General features: G+C 70.2%; 14 protein-coding genes. 12 read left to right on the top strand and 2 right to left on the bottom strand.

All coding sequences use genetic code 11. The features are described from left to right. Positions 1-79: 79 nt before the first annotated feature. The gene (locus AB0947_RS01205) at positions 80-3,886 is read right to left on the bottom strand and encodes a GH92 family glycosyl hydrolase (RefSeq protein ID WP_366748195.1); all 3,807 of its coding nucleotides are present in this window, start codon (positions 3,884-3,886) and stop codon (positions 80-82) included. A gap of 342 nt (positions 3,887-4,228) precedes the next feature. Here AB0947_RS01205 and ngcE point away from each other — a divergent pair, with 342 nt between their 5' ends. The 10 genes from ngcE (at position 4,229) to AB0947_RS01155 (ending at position 17,794) form a co-directional block, all read left to right on the top strand. After that, complete coding sequence (ngcE, locus tag AB0947_RS01200) at positions 4,229-5,674, top strand: N-acetylglucosamine/diacetylchitobiose ABC transporter substrate-binding protein (protein ID WP_366748194.1); 1,446 nt, start codon at positions 4,229-4,231, stop codon at positions 5,672-5,674. Between the two features lie 29 nt (positions 5,675-5,703). Further along, complete coding sequence (locus AB0947_RS01195) at positions 5,704-6,630, top strand: sugar ABC transporter permease (protein WP_366748193.1); 927 nt, start codon at positions 5,704-5,706, stop codon at positions 6,628-6,630. Between the two features lie 4 nt (positions 6,631-6,634). Beyond that, positions 6,635-7,561 (top strand): carbohydrate ABC transporter permease, encoded by a 927-nt coding sequence (locus tag AB0947_RS01190; RefSeq protein ID WP_366748192.1) that lies wholly within the window; start codon positions 6,635-6,637, stop codon positions 7,559-7,561. A 203-nt stretch (positions 7,562-7,764) separates the two neighbouring features. Then, a complete protein-coding gene (locus AB0947_RS01185) occupies positions 7,765-8,964 on the top strand; it encodes an ROK family transcriptional regulator (protein WP_132783216.1) in 1,200 nt (399 codons plus the stop codon). A 169-nt stretch (positions 8,965-9,133) separates the two neighbouring features. Further along, complete coding sequence (locus AB0947_RS01180) at positions 9,134-10,207, top strand: sugar ABC transporter substrate-binding protein (protein WP_366748191.1); 1,074 nt, start codon at positions 9,134-9,136, stop codon at positions 10,205-10,207. Between the two features lie 198 nt (positions 10,208-10,405). Beyond that, positions 10,406-11,197: an ATP-binding cassette domain-containing protein gene (locus tag AB0947_RS01175; protein WP_366748190.1), complete on the top strand. Its 792-nt coding sequence runs from the start codon at positions 10,406-10,408 to the stop codon at positions 11,195-11,197. After that, positions 11,194-12,474 (top strand): sugar ABC transporter permease, encoded by a 1,281-nt coding sequence (locus tag AB0947_RS01170; protein ID WP_366748189.1) that lies wholly within the window; start codon positions 11,194-11,196, stop codon positions 12,472-12,474. Before AB0947_RS01175 ends, AB0947_RS01170 begins: the two co-directional genes overlap by 4 nt. Before the next feature lie 194 nt (positions 12,475-12,668). After that, on the top strand, positions 12,669-14,597 hold the full coding sequence (gene dxs / locus AB0947_RS01165) for a 1-deoxy-D-xylulose-5-phosphate synthase (RefSeq protein WP_366748188.1): 1,929 nt from the start codon (positions 12,669-12,671) through the stop codon (positions 14,595-14,597). Positions 14,598-14,747: 150 nt separating this feature from the next. Next, the gene (locus tag AB0947_RS01160; RefSeq protein WP_366748187.1) at positions 14,748-16,268 is read left to right on the top strand and encodes an amino acid permease; all 1,521 of its coding nucleotides are present in this window, start codon (positions 14,748-14,750) and stop codon (positions 16,266-16,268) included. 71 nt (positions 16,269-16,339) lie between these two features. Beyond that, positions 16,340-17,794 (top strand): glycosyltransferase family 39 protein, encoded by a 1,455-nt coding sequence (locus AB0947_RS01155; RefSeq protein ID WP_366748186.1) that lies wholly within the window; start codon positions 16,340-16,342, stop codon positions 17,792-17,794. Between the two features lie 264 nt (positions 17,795-18,058). Here AB0947_RS01155 and AB0947_RS01150 read toward each other — a convergent pair whose 3' ends face one another. Beyond that, on the bottom strand, positions 18,059-18,454 hold the full coding sequence (locus tag AB0947_RS01150; protein ID WP_366748185.1) for an NTP pyrophosphohydrolase: 396 nt from the start codon (positions 18,452-18,454) through the stop codon (positions 18,059-18,061). A gap of 79 nt (positions 18,455-18,533) precedes the next feature. Here AB0947_RS01150 and AB0947_RS01145 point away from each other — a divergent pair, with 79 nt between their 5' ends. Both AB0947_RS01145 and AB0947_RS01140 read left to right on the top strand, forming a co-directional pair. Next, positions 18,534-19,550, top strand: coding sequence for a hypothetical protein (locus AB0947_RS01145; RefSeq protein ID WP_366748184.1), 1,017 nt, complete (start codon positions 18,534-18,536; stop codon positions 19,548-19,550). Between the two features lie 15 nt (positions 19,551-19,565). Continuing rightward, a complete protein-coding gene (locus AB0947_RS01140) occupies positions 19,566-19,958 on the top strand; it encodes a hypothetical protein (protein ID WP_366748183.1) in 393 nt (130 codons plus the stop codon). The last annotated feature ends 42 nt before the right edge of the window (positions 19,959-20,000 follow it).

The following is a 20,000-nucleotide window of genomic DNA, read 5'->3' as shown; positions in this document are numbered from 1 at the left end:
GGCTGACCGCACCGGCCGGGCGAGGACACGGCACGGGGGCGGGCCCATCCGGGCCCGCCCCCTCTTCCGGTGTCCCCGGTCAGCCCAGCAGTTCCACCTCCGCCAGGGTCGACTCGCCGTCCAGGACCAGGCGGTACTTCGTGTAGGTGCCCGGTGCGGCGATGGTGAAGGCGCGGGTCTGGCGGTCCCAGGCGAACGATTCCCCGGAGCGGTGGTCCAGGGTCCGCCAGGTCGTGCCGTCGGTGGAGCCCTCCAGGGTCCAGCCGGCCGGCGCCTTCGTGCGGTCGGCTCCCGAGGTCAGCGTGTACTGGACCGGCCGTGCACCGGCCTTGGCCGGGAGGTCGGCCGAGGTGAGCGTCGCGCTCGTCGCCGAGGTGTCGTCGAAGAGCGGGCCGTCACCCTTCAGCACGTCCGCGCGGGGCGTCGGCACCTTGTCGTCCTGGGTGACCGAGGCCGGCGCCGCGTCCTTCCCGGTGCCCCACGCCGACGGCTTGGAGCCCATGAAGAAGTCCAGCACCCCGCCCTTGGACAGCAGCGAGTGCGGCAGCGACGTCGACTTCCAGGGGCGGCCGTTGAACATGACGCCCTGGACGTAGACGTTCTTCGCGCTGTTCCCCGGCGCCCGTACCACCAGGTCCCGGCCGTTCTCCAGGTGCACGGTGGCCTTCTTGAACAGCGGGGAGCCGATGGAGTACTCGCCGCTGCCCATCACCAGCGGGTAGAAGCCGAGCGCGGAGAAGAGGTACCAGGCGGACTGCTCGCCGTTGTCCTCGTCGCCGTGGTAGCCCTGCCCGATCTCGCTGCCGGTGTACAGCCGCGACAGCGCCTCGCGGACGTTCGCCTGCGCCTTCCACGGCTGGCCGGCCGCGTCGTACATGTAGATGACGTGGTGCGCGACCTGATTGGAGTGGCCGTACATGCCCATCCGGACGTCCCGCGCCTCGGTCATCTCGTGGATGACACCGCCGTAGGAGCCGACGAGGTCGGGGGAGGCCGTCTCCGGGGTGGCGAAGTACTCGTCCAGCTTGTCGGCCAGGCCCTGCCGGCCGCCGTACAGGTTGGCCAGGCCCCGGCTGTCCTGCGGGGCGGTGAAGGCGTAGCCCCAGCCGTTGGTCTCCGTGTAGTCGTAGCCCCACACGCGCGGGTCGTACTTCGCGGAGTCCACGCGCCAGTCGCCCTTGGCGTCGCGGCCCTGGAAGAAGCCGGCCTTGGCGTCGAACAGGTTCACGTAGTCGCGGGCCCGGTTGAGGAAGTACTCCGACTCCTCCTGGTAGTGCTTCTCGCCGGTCTTCTTGTAGAGCGCCTCGCCCATCTTCGCGATGCCGTAGTCGTTGACGTAGCCCTCCATCGCCCACGACAGGCCCTCGTGGGTGTCGGTCGAGGTGTAGCCGAGGAAGGGCGAGGTGGACATGCCCTTGCGGCCCACGCCCGACATCGGCGGGACGACGGTCGCGTTCTTCACGGCCGCGTCGTACGCCGCCTTCGCGTCGAACTTCACGCCCTTGACGTAGGCGTCGGCGAAGGCCACGTCCGAGGAGGTGCCGGTCATCAGGTCGGCGTAACCGGGGGAGGACCAGCGGGAGGTCCAGCCGCCGTCCTTGTACTGCTGCACGAACCCGTCGACCATCTCGCCCGCCTGGGACGGCGTGAGGAACGAGTACGCCGGCCAGGTGGTCCGGTAGGTGTCCCAGAAGCCGTTGTTGACGTACACCTTGCCGTCGACGATCTTCGCGCCGGTGTGCGTCGGGGTGTCCGGGCCCGGCATCGCGGAGAACGGCGAGGCGTACCGGTCGTTGCCGTCGACCCGCTCGAAGCCGGAGTTGGGGTACAGGTACAGCCGGTACATGCTCGAGTACAGCGTGGTGAGCTGGTCCGGGGTGGCGCCTTCCACCTCGACCTTGCCGAGCAGCTTGTCCCAGACCCGCTGCGCGTGGTCCTTGACCGTGTCGAAGGAGGTGCCGTCCGGGATCTCCTGGCGCAGGTTGTCCTTCGCCTGGTCCACGCTGATGAGCGAGGTCGCCAGGCGCAGGGTGACGGTGCGGTCGGCGCCCGCGTCGAAGCGCAGGAAGCCCTTCACCCCGCTGGAGCCGCCGTCGGTGACCGGCTTGTCGAACTCGCCGTACACGAACAGCCGGGTCGCGCCCGTCGACAGGCCCGACTTCACGTCGGAGTAGCCGGTGACGGTCCCGTGCTCCTTGTCCAGCGTGAGTCCGGCCTGCTCGGTGACGTTGTCGAACAGCACGCTCGCGTCGTCACCGGGATAGGTGAAGCGGAGGGCGGCCGCGTGGTCGGTCGGGGCCATCTCGGCCTTGAGGCCGTTCTCGAACCGGACGCCGTAGTAGTACGGCCGAGCCGTCTCGTTCTCGTGCCGGAAGGGCAGTTCCCGCGCCTCGCGGCCGGTGTCCGGGGTGCCGGACGCGGCCGACGGCATCAGCTGGAAGGTCTGCCGGTCGCCCATCCAGGGGCTCGGCTCATGGCTCGCGCTGAACGCCTGGATCGTCGGCAGGTTGTCCGCGTTGTTCGCCCGCGCGTACTCGTACAGCCAGCTCAGCGAGGACGCGTTGGTCACCGGGGTCCAGAAGTTGAAGCCGTGCGGCAGGGCCGTCGCCGGGAAGTTGTTGCCGCGCGAGAAGCTGCCGCTGGAGTTGGTGCCGCGGGTGGTCAGCGCGTAGTCCGACAGGTGCGCCTTCGGCTTCTCGGGCGCGACCGGCTTCAGGGCCACGTCGTCCAGCCAGCCGCGGAACTTCGCCGGGCCGGCGGGGGAGTCGTACGCCACCAGGATCCGGTCGACGGTCTTGCCGGCCGCGACCGAGCCGATCCGCGCGGACACGTTGTTCCACTGGTTGACGTACAGGGCCTTCGACGCGCCCTGCCCGCGCGGGGTGAGCGGGAAGCCGTGCTGGTCCAGCGCGCCCAGGCCGCTCAGATAGGTGCCGTCGGTGAAGGCCAGGTCGACGGAGACGTTGGTGGCGTCGTAGTCGCGGTCGCCGTCGGCCATCGACGGGAAGACGCGGTACGACAGCTGGGTGTCGCCGCCCACCTTCACGTTCACGTCGAAGACCTTGTTGTACGAGTAGGCCCGGCCGGCCGCCGTGTGCCGGCCGGCGTAGCGCAGGGCGCGCTTCCCGGTGAACCCGGCCCGCGCCTTGGCGGTCGGGGAGCCGCTCGGGCCCTTGTCGACCAGGGTCAGCATGTCCTGCGGCACCGGGCTGCCGCCGTCGCTGCCGGTGGAGAACTGCACGTCGGCGAGCTGGAGGATGCCCGACGCGCCGGCGTTCTTCGTCACCTCCAGCCGGAAGTGCTGGTACTCGGCCGGCTCGGCGAGGTCGTAGGACTTCGTCTGGAAGCGCTCGGCGAAGTCCTCGCCCGAGCGGGTGTCGACCGTCTTCCAGTCCTTGCCGTCGGTGGAACCCTTCAGGGTCCAGTCCGCGGGGTCGCGCTCGTCGAAGTCGTTGGCCGAGGTGAGCGCGTACGTCGTTATCTTCACGGGCTTGTCCAGGTCGAACTCCACCCAGCCGGTGGGTTCGAAGGTCAGCCACTTGGTGCCGGGCTCGCCGTCGACGAGGTTCTCCTTGACCTCGCCGGCGCCCGCGTTCTCGCCGCTGGCCCGGACCTCGGTGACATGGTCGGTGACATTGCCCGGGATGCCCGTGCTGTAGCCGCCGTCGACACCCGAGGCGCGCTTGGTCCCGTCCCGTCCGGTGTCGACGGTGTTCAGCCAGTCCGGCGCCGGGTCGCCCGCCTCGAACGAGGATGCGAACTCCCGGTCGGGTGCCTGGGCCTTGGCGGGCAGGGCGACCGCCGCGCCCTGCGCGCCGACGGCCATGACAAAGGCGGCCGTGAGGACGACCGCCGGGCCCCATCTGTGCCGCGTTCTCCGCTGCATCTACCGATTTCCCCTCCTGCGCCCCCTCCGGACAACGTTGTCAACTACGGGACGCAGGAACCAGTAGGTGGTCAAGTGGCCCATGATGTCAAGGGTGTTGGCTGTGGCATTCAGGGAGTAATGTCGCGACTTTTTCCGGCGGGCCGCTGCGCGGGCCTTCATATTTCCGCGAGGTCTCAACTCGGAAAAGACCCAACGCGAACCCTGCATTCGATCTTGCCCAGTTGACGGGAAGTGGACTATACCTGTCGGCGTTTCCAGCACGACCCAGCACTACCCGACAGCGGTGCCGGGGAGGATCCGGTTCACCGCCTGAGTCCTGGAGAAGGCGAGGACTTGAGCATGGGATCCACTGTGCCCCACGGCGTCGAAGGTGTAGGCCGTCGTGATCTGATCAAGCGGTCCGCGGCACTCGGTCTGGTCGCGGCCCCGGGAATGGGCCTTTTGTCCGCCTGCGCCAGCGGGGGCGGTGACGGGCAGGACAAGGCGAAGGCGGGCAAGAAGACCGCGAAGAACCCCCTGGGCGTCAACGACACCGCGGGCATGGAGTTCGTCCTCTTCGACGGCGGCTTCGGCAAGGAATACGCCCAGGACGCCGTGAAGGTCTACGGGAAGGACTTCCCCAAGGCCAAGGTCAAGTTCGCCGCCACCCAGAAGATCCAGTCCACCTTGCAGCCCCGCTTCAACCAGGGCAACCCGCCGGACCTCATCGACAACTCCGGGGCCGAGCAGATGGACATGGGGGTGCTCGTCGGCAAGAACCAGCTGGCGGACCTCACCCCGCTGCTGGACGCGCCGTCGTACGACGACCCGGGCAAGAAGGTCCGCGACACGCTGCGCCCCGGCATCGTGGAAATGGGCCAGTTCGACGGCAAGCCGGTCTGGGTCCTGTACTACGCCTACACGGTCTACGGCGTGTGGTACTCGCAGAAGGCCCTCGACTCGCTGGACGCGGAGTACCCGCAGACCTGGGACGAGATGCTGGCGGTCTGCGCGAAGGCCAAGAAGAAGGGCATGGCGGGCTGGACGTACGCGGGCAAGTACCCGTACTACATCCCCTTCTCGCTCTACCCGATGATCGCCAAGGTGGGTGGCCGCGAGGTCCTCGACGCCATCGACAACCTGGAGCCGAACGCCTGGAAGCACCCCGCGGTCAAGGCCTGCTTCGAGGCTTACTACGAGCTGTACAAGAAGGGCTACGTCCTCAAAGGCACCCCGGGCCTGGACCACATCCAGTCCCAGACCGCCTGGGCCAAGGGCGAGGCACTGTTCATCCCGAACGGCTCCTGGGTGGAGAACGAGTCGGCCAACGTCATCCCGGCCGACTTCGACCTCGCCGTGTCCGCGCCCACCGGCATCGACTCCTCCGACAAGCTGCCGTTCGGCACCATCTGGGCCTCCGGCGGTGAGCCCTTCATCGTGCCGGCCAAGGCGAAGAACGCCGAGGGCGGCATGGAGCAGCTGCGCATCATGCTCTCCGAGGCGTCCTCGAAGAACTTCACCACCAAGGTGAAGTCGCTGACCGCGTACAACGGAGGCACCAGCGGCATCAGCCTCACGCCGGGTCTGAAGTCGGGCGTGGCGGCGCTGGACAAGGCAGGGTCCAACGTGGTGAATCCGCGTCTTCAGGACTGGTACGTGCAGTTGCAGAAGGAGAAGATCGGCGTGTCCGGTCTCGGCGAGATGATGGCCGGACGGCTCACCCCGGCCGAGGCCGTCAAGAAGATCCAGGGCTTCGCCGACGAGGCGGCGAAGGACACCTCGATCAAGCACTACAAGCACCAGTAATCCAGCACCCTGACAGCACCGGAGTGGCGATGCAGCACGGCAAGTACCGGTTCATCGTGGGGTTTCTGGCACTGCCCCTCGGACTGTACGCGCTCTTCGTGGTGTGGCCGTTCATCCAGTCCATCTACTACTCGTTCACGGACTGGACGGGCCTCAGCCCCGAATTCCGAATGGTCGGCTTCGACAACTACAAGAGGATGTTCGACGACGACATCTTCTGGAAGTCGCTGGAGCACAGTCTGCTGTTCGCTCTGGTGCTGCCGGTGGTGACGATCGGTCTCGCGCTGTTCTTCGCCTTCATGATCAATGTGGGCGGACGGCGCAGAAGGGGCGGCCCCGTGATCTCCGGGGTCCGGGGCTCGTCCTTCTACAAGATCGTCTATTTCTTCCCGCAGGTGCTGTCGATCGCGATCGTCGCGCTGCTGTTCGCCTTCGCTTACAACCCGGACAGCGGAGCGATCAACTCACTCCTGCGCGGCATCGGCCTCGACGGCGTGCAGCCGCTGTGGCTGGGCGACCCGAGCCTCGCCCTGTGGTGCGTGATGGCGGTGCTCGTGTGGTCCACGGTCGGCTTCTTCGTGGTGCTGTTCTCCGCCGGCATGGCCTCGATCCCGGCCGAGCTCTACGAGGCGGCGCTGCTGGACGGGGCCGGCCGCTCCACCACCTTCTTCCGCGTCACCCTGCCGCTGCTGTGGGACACCGTGCAGTCCGGCTGGGTGTACATGGGCATCCTCGCGCTCGGCGCCGAGTCGTTCGCAGTCGTACAGATCATGACGACCGGACCGGGCGGCCCCGACTACTCGACCACGGTGATGGTCCTGTACGTGTACCAGAAGGCGTTCCGGGACGGTCAGGCCGCCTACGCCACCACCATCGGCGTCGCCCTGCTCGTCATCACGCTCGCGTTCGCCGCGCTCGTGATGAGGCTGGGCCGTCGCGAGCGGCTGGAGTACTGAAGCGATGAAGACGACCGAGACCCCCGCGCCGCTGCCCGCCGAGTCCGGCGCCCGCGTCTCCGAGGTGGACCTGCCGCCGGCCGGGCGGCCGACCGTGCGGAAGAGGGAGGGCAACGTCCTCAACGTCTTCTCCCACGGCATCCTGGTCATCTGGGCGATCATGGTGGTCCTGCCGCTGGTGTGGGCGGTGATGACGTCCTTCAAGGACGACGGCTCCATCTTCGGTTCGCCCTGGTCCCTGCCCGACAGCCTGCACTTCGACAACTGGGCGCGGGCGTGGACCGACGCCAACATGAGCGACTACTTCCTGAACACCGTGCTGGTGGTCGGCGGCTCGCTGATCGGCACCCTGGTGCTCGGCTCCATGGCGGCGTACGTGCTGGCCCGCTTCGACTTCCCGGGCAACCGCTTCGTCTACTACCTGTTCGTCGGCGGCATGAGCTTCCCGATCATGCTCGCGCTGGTCCCGCTGTTCTACGTCGTCAACAACATGGGGCTGCTGAACACGATCCACGGCCTGATCCTGGTCTACATCGCCTACTCGCTGCCGTTCACGGTCTTCTTCCTCACGGCGTTCTTCCGCACCCTGCCCACCTCGGTGGCGGAAGCGGCCTTCGTCGACGGAGCCTCGCACGCGCGGACGTTCTTCCAGATCATGCTGCCCATGGCGAAGCCGGGTCTGATCAGCGTCGGCATCTTCAACTTCCTGGGCCAGTGGAACCAGTACATGCTGCCCACGGTGCTCAACACCGACCCCGACAAGAAGGTCCTCACCCAGGGACTGGTCCAGCTGGCGGCCAGCCAGGGCTACAAGGGTGACTGGTCGGGGCTCTTCGCGGGCCTGGTCATGGCGATGCTGCCGGTGCTCGCGGCGTACATCGTCTTCCAGCGCCAGGTGGTGCAGGGACTGACCGCAGGGGCGCTCAAATAGGGGCTCCGGCCCGGCGGGGCAGTCCCGCTGCCGTCCCGAGACGCACACCGTCCCGTCGCCGGGAGGGTGTGCGTCATCGTGTCCATGTACCCGGAAACGGTTCAACCTCTTGACGGGAGTCACCCTGAACGGCTCAGCTTAGAGTTCACTAGTTGGACATACACGGGGCCTCGCCGAAGCGGCCCCGCGCTCAGGAGGTCGTCGTGGAGACTCCAGGGTCGCAGTCGTCACTGCACCGGGCCAACCTGGAGCGGGTGGTCCGGGCCGTACGCCTGGCCGGGTCCCTCACGCAGGCGGAGATCGCGCGGACGACCGGGCTGTCCGCCGCGACCGTCTCGAACATCGTGCGGGAGCTGAAGGACGGCGGAACCGTCGAGGTCACGCCCACGTCGGCAGGCGGGCGGCGGGCCCGCAGCGTCAGCCTGAGCGGAGACGCCGGCATCGTGATCGGCGTCGACTTCGGGCACACCCACCTCCGGGTGGCGGTCGGGAACCTCGCCCATCAGGTGCTGGCCGAGGAGGCCGAGCCGCTGGACGTCGACGCCTCCGCCGACCAGGGGTTCGACCGGGCGGAACAGCTGGTCAACCGGCTGATCGCGGCCACGGGCGTGGACCGGGCCAAGGTGGCCGGCGTGGGGCTCGGCGTGCCGGGTCCGATCGACGTCGAGTCGGGCACGCTCGGCTCGACCGCGATCCTGCCCGGCTGGGGCGGCACCAAGCCCGCCGAGGAGCTGCGCGAACGCCTCGGCGTGCCGGTGCACGTGGACAACGACGCCAACCTCGGCGCCCTGGGCGAGCTGGTCTGGGGCAGCGGCAAGGGCGTCCGGGACCTGGCGTACATCAAGGTCGCGAGCGGTGTCGGCGCCGGTCTGGTGATCGACGGGAAGATCTACCGCGGCCCGGGCGGCACGGCGGGAGAAATCGGGCACATCACACTCGACGAATCCGGCCCGGTCTGCCGCTGCGGAAACCGCGGCTGCCTGGAGACGTTCGCGGCGGCCCGCTACGTGCTCCCGCTGCTCCAGCCCAGTCACGGCTCCAGCCTCACGATGGAAGGCGTCGTACGCCTGGCCAGGGACGGTGACCCGGGCTGCCGTCGGGTGATCGCCGACGTCGGCCGTCACATCGGAAGCGGGGTGGCCAATCTCTGCAATCTGCTGAACCCGAGCCGGGTGGTGCTCGGCGGTGATCTCGCCGAGGCCGGCGAGCTGGTGCTCGGGCCGATCAGGGAGTCCGTCGGCCGCTACGCCATTCCCAGCGCGGCGCGCCAACTGTCCGTTCTCCCCGGGGCACTTGGTGGCCGTGCGGAGGTGCTCGGGGCGCTCGCCCTCGCTCTCAGCGAGATGGGCGATTCGACCCTTTTGGAAGGCGCACTGCCCGTGGCCGCCCCTGCATTCACTTAGAGAACGGATGGCACCGTTGCCATCTCGTTAAGGATTTACTTCTTGACGTCGCACGTGCGGCCGAGTTGACTTCCAGCCACCTCGGCCGCAACGACGCGGCCTCGTCAGGGAGGTTTGAAGAGTGAACAAGCGCATGCGTCGTGCTGCCTTTGCTTTCTGTGCCACCGCAATGACCGTCTCGCTCGCCGCCTGCGGCAGCGCGAAGGAGTCCGGCGGCAACGGCGACAGCGGGAAGACGACCACCCACAAGGGTGACGACATCACCGTCGGTCTGCTCCTGCCGGAGAACCAGACCGCCCGCTACGAGAAGTTCGACAAGCCCATCATCGAGAAGCAGATCAAGGATCTGACGAACGGCAAGGGCAAGGTCGACTACCTCAACGCCAAGCAGGACGCGACCCTGCAGTCGCAGCAGATCGACACGATGATCACCAAGAAGGTCGACGTGCTGATCCTCGACGCGGTCGACTACAAGGCGGTCGCCCAGGGCGTGAAGAAGGCCAAGGACGCGGGCATCCCGGTCGTCGCCTACGACCGCCTCGCCGAGGGCCCCATCTCCGCCTACACCTCGTTCGACAACGTCGAGGTCGGCAAGACGCAGGGTGAGGCCCTGCTGAAGGCCCTGGGCAGCAAGGCCAAGTCCGGCAAGATCGTCATGATGAACGGCTCCGTGACCGACCCGAACGCCGCGCAGTTCAAGAAGGGCGCCCACGAGGTGCTCGACGGCAAGGTGAACGTCGGCAAGGAGTACGACACCAAGGAGTGGAAGCCGGAGAACGCCAACGCCAACATGGAGGGCGCCATCTCCGCCCTCGGCAAGGACAAGATCGTCGGCGTCTACTCCGCCAACGACGGCATGGCGGGCGGCATCATCACCGCGCTCAAGGGCGCGGGCCTCAAGACGCTTCCCCCGGTCACCGGCCAGGACGCCGAGCTCGCGGGCGTGCAGCGCATCGTGGCGAACGAGCAGTACATGAGCGTCTTCAAGTCCTACCCGCAGGAGGCCGAGACCGTCGCCAAGATGGCCGTCTCGATCGCCAAGACCGGCAAGGTCGACAGCTCGCTCGGCGCCAGCACCGTCGACAGCGGCACCGAGAAGGGCATCCCGTCCGTCATCGTCCCGGTGGTCTCGCTGACGAAGGACAACATCAAGGACACGGTCATCAAGCAGGGTTACTACACGGTCGACCAGATCTGCACGGCCAAGTACAAGGCCGCCTGCGACAAGATCGGCCTGAAGTAACACCCCAGGGGGCCGCCCAGGCGGCGGTCCCACCGGCCTGCACGGCAGGCGCGCGCCCACTGTCCGCGCGCCCCGTGCCGGCACGTCCGGCGCCCCGCCGCCGACAGCCCCGCAGCACAACGGCGGGGCGCCGGACGGAACGCCCCTCACTCTTCATGTTCAACCTCCCGCCGGGGTAAGGCTCGGGCGGCGAAGGAGATGGTTCACGTGTCCGCTACGCCCGTGCTGGCGTTGCGCGGGGTCTCCAAGCGATTCGGTGCCGTTCAGGCGCTCACCGACGTAGAGCTTGAGGTCCACGCCGGAGAGGTGGTTGCCCTCGTCGGCGACAACGGCGCCGGCAAGTCCACCCTTGTCAAGACGATCGCGGGTGTGCACCCCATCGATGACGGTGTCATCGAGTGGGAGGGCCGCCCCGTCACGGTCAGCCGCCCGCACGACGCCCAGAACCTGGGCATCGCGACGGTCTACCAGGACCTCGCCCTGTGCGACAACATCGACGTCGTCGGCAACCTGTTCCTCGGCCGTGAGATCAAGCGCCGCGGTGTCCTGGACGAGGTCGAGATGGAGCGCCGCTCGCGCGAGCTGCTCCAGACGCTCTCCATCCGCATCCCCAGCGTGCGCATCCCGATCGCCTCGCTCTCCGGCGGTCAGCGCCAGGTCGTGGCCATCGCCCGCTCCATGCTCGGCGAGCCCAAGCTGGTGATCCTCGACGAGCCGACCGCCGCCCTCGGCGTCGAGCAGACCGCCCAGGTCCTCGACCTCGTCGAGCGGCTGCGCGAGCGCGGCCTCGCGGTCATCCTGATCAGCCACAACATGGCCGACGTGAAGGCCGTCGCCGACAAGGTCGCCGTCCTGCGGCTCGGTCGCAACAACGGCGTGTTCGAGGTCAAGACCACCTCGCAGGAAGAGATCATCTCCGCCATCACCGGCGCCACGGACAACGCCGTGACCCGTCGTGCGGCGCGCACCACCGCGGAGGCTCAGAAGTGAGCATCGACAAGACCCAGGCCGAGCCCGTCGACGCGCCCGCCGTCGCGGCCGACGCCGCCCCCGCCGTCGACCCCCGCCTGCTCGTGCGCGAGCAGGGCTTCGCCGGCTACGTCACCGAGTTCAAGCGGAAGATGCGCGCCGGCGACCTCGGCGCCCTGCCCGTCGTGGTCGGCCTCATCGCCATCTGCGCGATCTTCCAGAGCCTGAACTCCGCCTTCCTCGGCGCGGAGAACCTCAACAACATCTTCGTCGCCATGGTGGCCACCGGCATGATGTCGGTCGGCATCATCTTCGTGCTGCTGCTCGGCGAGATCGACCTCTCCGTCGGCTCCGTCTCCGGCGTCTCCTCGGCGATCACCGCCGTGATGAGCGTCACGCACGGCGTCAACGAGTGGCTCGCCGTCCTCGCCGCCCTCGCGGCCGGCGCGGTCATCGGCGCCCTGCACGGCTTCTTCTTCGCCCGGATCGGCGCGCCCGCGTTCGCGGTGACCCTGGCCGGCCTGCTGTTCTGGAACGGCTTCATGCTCCAGATCCTGGGCTCGAACGGCACGATCAACATCGACGGCGACGGCGTGGTCGGCAAGCTCACCACGTACTACTTCTCGGACGTGGCCGCCGCCTACCTGCTGGCCCTCGTCGCGGTCGCCGGATACTTCCTGTCGGCCTTCCTCGGCAACCGCCGCCGCGCGCTCGCGGGCATCCCCTCCCGCCCGCTCAGCGACATCGTGCTGCGCACCGTGCTGCTCGCGGTCGCCGCGTTCGGCGTCGCGGTCATGTTCAACCAGTACAAGGGCCTGCCGCTCGCGGTGCTGCTCTTCGCGATCGTCCTGGTCGGCACCGACTTCCTGCTGCGCCGCACCGCGTACGGCCGCAAGGTCTTCGCCCTCGGCGGCAGCGTGGAGGCGTCCCGCCGCGCCGGCATCAACGTCACCCTGGTGCGCGTCTCGGTCTTCGCCATCGCGGGCCTCTTCGCCTCGGTCGGCGGTCTGTTCTGGGCCTCGAAGATCGCTGCCGCCAACCAGAGCGCCGGCTCCGGCGACCTGCTGATGAACGTCATCGCCGCGGCCGTCATCGGCGGCACCAGCCTCTTCGGCGGCCGGGGCCGCACCTGGAACGCGCTGCTCGGTGTCCTCGTGATCACGTCGATCCAGTACGGCCTCGCCCTCCAGGGCATCGCCACCCCGATCCAGTACATGATCACCGGTGGCGTGCTCCTCGCCACGGTCGTCATCGACTCGATCACCCGCAAGACCCAGAAGTCGGCCGGCCGCGCCTGAGCGCGCCCGACGCACCACGCCCTTGCCCGGCACCGTCCCACGGTGCCGGGCAAGGGCGTGTCGGGGCCGCCCGCACGGGTACAGCCGTTCGCGTGAGTCATGACCCCCCGCCCGGCCATCGGGCGTGAGATCGGAACATTAGACTCGTCCCAGCCCGGCAACAGCTCGATCAGCTCTACTGCAAGGAGGCACGGGTGCCGCTGCTGACCCGCATCAGGGGACCGCGCGATCTGGACCGGCTCAGCCTGGAGGAGCTGGACCAGCTGGCGGAGGAGATCCGGACCTTCCTCGTCCAGGAGGTCTCCAAGACCGGCGGGCACCTGGGCCCCAACCTCGGTGTCGTGGAGCTGACCATCGCCCTGCACCGGGTGTTCGAGTCCCCGAAGGACAAGGTGCTGTGGGACACCGGCCACCAGTCCTACGTGCACAAGCTGCTCACCGGCCGGCAGGACTTCTCCCGGCTGAAGATGAAGGGCGGCCTCTCGGGCTACCCCTCGCAGGCCGAGTCCGAGCACGACGTCATCGAGAACAGCCACGCCTCCACCGTGCTCGGCTGGGCCGACGGCATCGCCAAGGCCAACCAGCTGCGCCGGAGCGACAGCCACGTCGTCGCCGTCATCGGTGACGGGGCCCTGACAGGCGGCATGGCCTGGGAGGCGCTCAACAACATCGCCGAGGCCAAGGACCGGCCGCTGGTCATCGTCGTCAACGACAACGAGCGGTCGTACGCCCCCACCATCGGCGGACTCGCCAACCACCTGGCGACGCTGCGCACCACCGACGGCTACGAGCGCTTCCTGGCGCGGACGAAGGACATCCTCGACCGCACCCCGGTCGTCGGCAAACCGCTGTACGAGACGCTGCACGGCGCCAAGAAGGGGCTGAAGGACTTCATCGCCCCGCAGGGCATGTTCGAGGACCTCGGCCTGAAGTACGTCGGTCCGATCGACGGCCACGACATCGAGGCCCTGGAGTCGGCGCTGGCCCGGGCCAAGCGCTTCGGCGGGCCGGTGATCGTGCACTGCCTGACCGAGAAGGGCCGCGGCTACCAGCCCGCCCTCCAGGACGAGGCCGACCGGTTCCACGCCGTCGGCAAGATCCACCCCGACACCGGACTGCCGATCGCCACCTCCGGCGCCGACTGGACCTCCGTCTTCGGCGAGGAGATGGTCAGGCTCGGCGAGGAGCGCGAGGACGTCGTCGCCATCACGGCGGCCATGCTCCAGCCCGTGGGCCTCGACAAGTTCGCCAAGCGCTTCCCCGAGCGGGTGTACGACGTCGGGATCGCCGAGCAGCACGGCGCCGTCTCCGCCGCCGGCCTCGCGTACGCCGGCCTCCACCCGGTCTTCGCCGTGTACGCCACCTTCCTCAACCGCGCCTTCGACCAGGTCCTCATGGACGTGGCCCTGCACAAGTGCGGGGTCACCTTCGTGCTCGACCGGGCCGGCGTCACCGGCACCGACGGCGCCTCGCACAACGGCATGTGGGACATGTCGATCCTCCAGGTGGTGCCGGGGCTGCGGCTCGCCGCGCCGCGCGACGCCGACCAGGTGCGCGCCCAGCTGCGCGAGGCCGTCGCCGTCGAGGACGCGCCGACCGTGGTGCGCTTCTCCAAGGGCGCCGTCGGCCCGGCCGTCCCCGCCGTGGGCCGGATCGGGGGCATGGACGTGCTCCGGGAGCCGGGCACCGACCGGCCCGACGTGCTGCTGGTCTCCGTCGGCGCGCTCGCCCCGATGTGCCTGGAGATCGCGGAGCTGCTGAACAAGCAGGGCATCTCCACCACCGTGGTCGACCCCCGCTGGGTCAAGCCCGTCGACGAGGCCATGGCCCCGCTGGCCGAACGGCACCGGGTCGTCGTCACCGTCGAGGACAACAGCCGTGTCGGCGGTGTCGGCTCCGCCGTCGCCCAGGCCCTCAGGGACGCGGGCGTGGACGTGCCGCTGCGCGACTTCGGCATCCCGCCGCGCTTCCTCGACCACGCCTCCCGCGCCGAGGTCATGGCCGAGATCGGGCTGACCGCGCCCGACATCGCCCGCCAGGTCACCGGGCTCGTCTCCAAGCTGGACGGGCGGTTCGACCGTACGGCGGGTGCCGTGGACTCCGTGGAGCCCGCGCGCGACTAGGAGACGCCCGCCACAGGCCGGTTCCGCCCCTTCTCCCGGTGGCGGAACCGGCCCGTTTGCGTGAACCTGCCTGTGCCGGGGAATACGCTCCCCGGCCCTCTCGATCATGTTGAGCCATATCGAGGTCTCACAAGCGTGGGAGGTAGGTACGTGAGCAACGCGCTGTTCCGGACGAAGAACGTCGAGCAGTCCATCCAGGACACCGAGGAACCCGAACACTCGCTCAGGAAGTCGCTGACCGCCCTCGACCTGACCGTGTTCGGCGTCGGTGTCATCATCGGCACCGGAATCTTCGTCCTCACCGGCACAGCGGCGAGGAACACCGCCGGCCCCGCCGTGTCGCTGTCCTTCGTCGTGGCCGGTGTCGTCTGCGCGCTCGCCGCCCTCTGCTACGCCGAGTTCGCCTCCACCGTCCCCGTGGCGGGCTCCGCCTACACCTTCTCCTACGCCTCGCTCGGCGAACTCCCCGCCTGGATCATCGGCTGGGACCTCGTCCTCGAACTGGCGCTCGGCACGGCCGTGGTCGCGGTCGGCTGGTCAGGGTACATAGCCTCGCTGCTCGACAACGCGGGCTGGCACCTGCCCGAGGCCCTGTCCGGCCGGGACGGTGCCACCGGCTTCGGCTTCGACATCCTCGCCGCGGCCCTGGTCCTGGTGCTCACCGCCATCCTCGTCATCGGGATGAAGCTGTCCGCGCGGGTCACCTCCGTGGTCGTCGCCGTCAAGGTGGCCGTCGTCCTCGTCGTGATCATCGCGGGCGCCTTCTTCGTGAAGGCCGGCAACTACGACCCCTTCATCCCGAAGGCGCAGTCGGCCGAGGCGGGCGGGAACCTCAAGGCCCCCCTGATCCAGCTGATGATCGGCTGGGCACCCTCGCACTTCGGCGTGATGGGCATCTTCACCGCGGCCTCCGTGGTCTTCTTCGCGTTCATCGGCTTCGACGTCGTCGCCACCGCCGCCGAGGAGACCCGCAACCCGCAGCGCGACGTCCCGCGCGGCATCCTGGGCTCCCTGATCATCTGCACCGCCCTGTACGTCGCCGTGTCGATCGTCGTCACCGGCATGCAGAAGTACAGCGCGCTGTCGATCAAGGCGCCCCTCGCCGACGCGTTCAAGGCCACCGGGCACCCCTGGTACGCGGGCCTGATCAGCTTCGGCGCCGCCGTCGGCCTGACCACGGTGTGCATGATCCTGCTGCTCGGCCAGTCCCGGGTCTTCTTCGCCATGAGCCGCGACGGGCTGCTGCCCCGCTTCTTCGCGCACACCCACCCGCGGTTCCGCACCCCGTACCGGTCCACCATCCTGCTCGGCGGCGTCATCGCGATCGTCGCGGGCTTCACCAGCCTCAGCGAACTCGCCGAACTGGTGAACATCGGCACGCTGTTCGCGTTCATCGTCGTCGCCCTGAGCGTCATCATCCTGCGCAGGTCCCGCCCGGACCTGGACCGCGCCTTCCGCACCCCGTGGGTCCCGGTCGTGCCGGTCCTGTCCGTGTGCGCCTCGCTGTGGCTGATGCTCAACCTGCCCGCCGAGACCTGGATCCGGTTCGCCATCTGGATGGTCATCGGCTTCTTCGTCTACTTCTTCTACGGCCGTACGCACAGCCGCCTCGCGCGGCGCGAGCAGGCCACGGCCGGTGAGACCGCGCGCCCGCCGAAGGCGACGGGGTGACCCGCACACTCAAGGCCCGGCCCCGTATGTCCCGCTTCGGCTGGGACGGCGGGGCCGGATAGCGTGCGACCATGCTCGTCGCCCCGCTCGCCCCCGCACGGACCACGGTCAGCCGGACGGCGTACTGGGCGCGGCTGCTGCCCCTCCTCGCGACCCTGGCCTGCGTCACCCGGATCCCCTCCTTCCGCCGGCCGCTGTGGAACCCGGACGAGGGCTTCCTCGCCGTACAGGCACGGCTGCTCGCCCAGGGCGGGGAGCTGTACGACACCGTCGTCGACCGCAAACCGCCGCTGCTGCCCTGGCTCTACCAGGCCGCGTTCGCGCTCTGCGGCTCCGGCTCCCTGACCTCGCTGCGGGTGCTCGCCGTCCTCGCCCAGCTGCTCACCGCCGCCCTGCTGGCCTCCCTGGCCCGGCGTCGCTGGGGCGAGCGCTCCGGCCGCACCGCCGGGGTGCTGTACCTGCTGGTCTCCGTCGGGCTCAACCCGGAGGACGCGCAGGCCGCCACCTTCGAGGTGTTCATACTGCCCTGGACGGCCGCCGCCCTGTGGTGCGCCGACCGGGGGCGCTGGGGCGCCGCCGGGGCCGCCGTCGCCGCCGCGTTCCTCACCAAGCAGACCGGCGGCGCGGTGCTGCTGCCGGTGGTCTGGCTGCTGCAGCAGCGGGGCGGCACCCGCGCGGGCCTGCCACGGCTGGTGGCCGGCTGCGCCGCACCCGTGCTCGGCGCGGCCCTGGCGACGGACCCGGCCGGCTTCCTGTTCTGGACGGTGACCGGCTCCACCGCCTACGCCTCCGTCACCGGCTCCGAACTCCACGTCCTGGCCCGCGCGCTGACCAACACCGCGATCCTCGCGGTGGCGTCGGCGGGGCTGCTCCCACCGGTCGTACGGGCCCTGCGCGGCGCCCGCGCCGGTACGGCCGAGGCGTGGCTGTGGCTGTGGCTGGCCTCCTCGGCGCTCGCCGTCGCCCTCGGCTGCCACTTCTTCGGCCACTACTACCTGCAACTCACCCCGCCCCTCGCCCTGCTGGCCACCGCCGCGCTGCGCGTCCTGCCCCGGGACGGGCACCCGGCCGCCGTGCTCACCTCGGCCTGCTGCTGCGCCCTCTTCGTCGGCTGGGGCCTGCTCGCCCCCCGGCCCGAACTCGCGCACGCCGAACGGCTGGCCGCGGCCCTCGCACAGCGCACGGCGCCCGCCGACCGGGTCCTCGTCTGGGGGATACACCCGGAGACGTACTGGCTGGCCGGCCGCACCCCCGCCACCCGTTACCTCACCGCGGGCCTGCTCACCAACTACAGCGGCGGCCGGGACGGCCCCCAGGTCGGCGAGAAGTACGCCGTCGCCGGTGCCTGGCCGGTCTTCCGGCGCGAGATGACCGCGCACGCCCCCGCGCTGGTCGTCGACGACTCCCGCGGCAAGCCGTACGCCCCCGCCCGCCTGCCCACCCTGCACCGCCTGCTGACGGCGGGTTACACGGAGGTGGCCCGGGTGGACGGCGCGGTCCTGTACGCCCGGGTGCCGCAGGGCTGACGCCGAGGCCGGGCCTCCGGGGCGTCGGCGGGCGTACGCCGGAGCCCTACCGGACGCAGAGCCCGGCGGGGCAGGGGGAGGGGGTGGTTCGGGGTGGGTGCGGCGGCGCCGGACGGGTCGGGGCGGCCTCACGAGCGCCGGGAGCGGCTGCCGGCCGGCCTGGCCGGTGCTCCGGGGCCCGGTGACGTCGGACAGCGGTGGCCGCTCAGGCGCCGACGTCGGGTGCCGACGGGGGCCCCAGCTCCCGTGAACGGGTGGTGCCGCTCAGTCCAGGATCGTGCGGGGGCCCGCCACCTCCGCGCCCAGGGCCGTCACGCGGCGGCGCAGTTCGCGGTCGGCGGTCACCACCAGGCGGGGCCGGCCGGCGTGCTCGGCGGTCAGCTCCACGATCCGGTCGTCCCCGCTGCCCGGCGCCGACTCCACCCGCACGCCCGGTACGGACGCCACGCCCCGGGCCGCGCCCTCGACCACGAGCACGATCTCCACGGGACCCGGGTGCCCGGGCAGGCCCCCGCCCGCCAGCCGGTCCCGCAGCCGCTCGGCCGCCCCCTTGCGGTCCCGCCACCAGCCGTCGGGCCGCGACCCGACGACGTTCGCGCCGTCCACCACGACGAGCAGAGGGGCGGGGGGAGGGGCGGCGGGGTCCTGCGGGCCGGTCATGGACCCCAGGGTGCCATGACCACGGCTGACGGCCGGGGCCGGGCCCCGGGGCCGGTACCGGGCGGCTTAAAGTGAACCGGTGAACGGCGACTGGCTCCTCCGCGGCCGAGACGGCCGGCTCAGTGTCTACCAGCTGTCGGGCGACGCCGTCCTGTGCCGGGCGGAGCGCGGCCCCCGCGGCCCCTGGTCCGCCCCGCGCAAGGTCGGTGGCGAGCAGCGGCTGCACACCGTCCTGGCGGTCGGCCAGGGCGCCGACGGCTACGCCCACCTGGTCTCCTGGCGGCCCACCACCAAGGGCGAGTCCGGGCTCGTGCACTCCACGCACTTCCGCCCGCACCTGGCGGCCCTGGACTGGCACCCGATCGGCCACCCGGACAAGAAGGGCGACCGCACCGGCACGCCCGCCGTCGCGGTGGACGCCCAGGGCCGCGCCCATGTCTTCGTCCGCAACAAGGGCGGCGGAGTCAGCATGCTCGCCCAGAAGGAGAAGGGCGGCTGGGACCCCTGGCGGGACCTGAAGGGCGCGGAGGTCCACGACGGACTCGCGGCGGTCACGGGGGAGTCCGGCCGGGTCGAGCTGTACGCGGCCGTCCCCGAGGGCCTGCTGTACTGGCGTCAGGAGGAGCCGGGCGCCCAGCCCGAGCTCCAGGAGGCGCTGAAGGCACCGGTCCGCCCGGGCACCCTGCGCGCCCTGGCCACCTCCCCGGAGCGCACGACCGTCTTCTACACCGGTACCTCCGGCGACCTGTGCGCCTGGCGTCCGGGCGGCGAGCCGGTCACCCTGCTGCCCGCGGCCGGCCCCGGCCCGGTGTCGGCGGTCCGCTGCGACCTCGACGGGCACGACTGCACCCTGCTGGTCCAGCGGACCGAGAGCCGCCGCGTCGCCTTCGCCGCGTACCCGACCGAACTGGAGTCGGCGGGTGCCTGGTGGACCGAGTCGGGTCCCGAACTCCCGCTGGACGCGCTGGTGTCCCTCACGACGGACGAGGAGGACCGGGTGGTGGCGGCGACGCTGTCCCCGTCGGCCGGACGGCTCCTGCTGACCCGGCGCAAGGACGAGCAGGGGCTGGCGCTGGAGGCGTGGCGTGAGGTCTGAGCGCGCCATGATGTGATGGCCGTCGTGGACACCGAGACACTCATCGACGCCTGGCGGCGTCTGCTCGCCGGATCCGGGAAACCGTGGGTGCTGTTCGAGCACGGCACGTGCGTGGTGCTGGAGGAGCCGGGGGGAGGGCTCGCCGACCGGGCCACCGGGATCCTGCGCGAGTACGGCCCCGTGAGCGTGGGCGGTCCGGCGGGCGACTTCCGGGTGCTCGAACTGGACAACGGCGAGGGCTGGCTGGTGACGGGCCACCACCCGGACGTCGTCACCTTCGTCGCCCTGGAGGATTCCGAGGACCCCTCGCACCTGGCCGTGGGCATCCTCGGGCGCTCCCGCCGCGACCGGGACGGCAGGGAGCTGCACGTCGTCCACGTCGACGACGGCCGTCCCGCCGGGGCCTGAGCCCGGCCGGCACCCGGAAACGCCGGGTGCCCGCACCCCGGG

The organism is Streptomyces sp. NPDC047841 (assembly GCF_040704085.1).
Lineage (GTDB): Bacteria > Actinomycetota > Actinomycetes > Streptomycetales > Streptomycetaceae > Streptomyces > Streptomyces argyrophylli.
The sequence above is the reverse complement of the archived record's forward strand: the minus strand, read 5'-3'. Positions and strand labels throughout refer to the sequence as shown.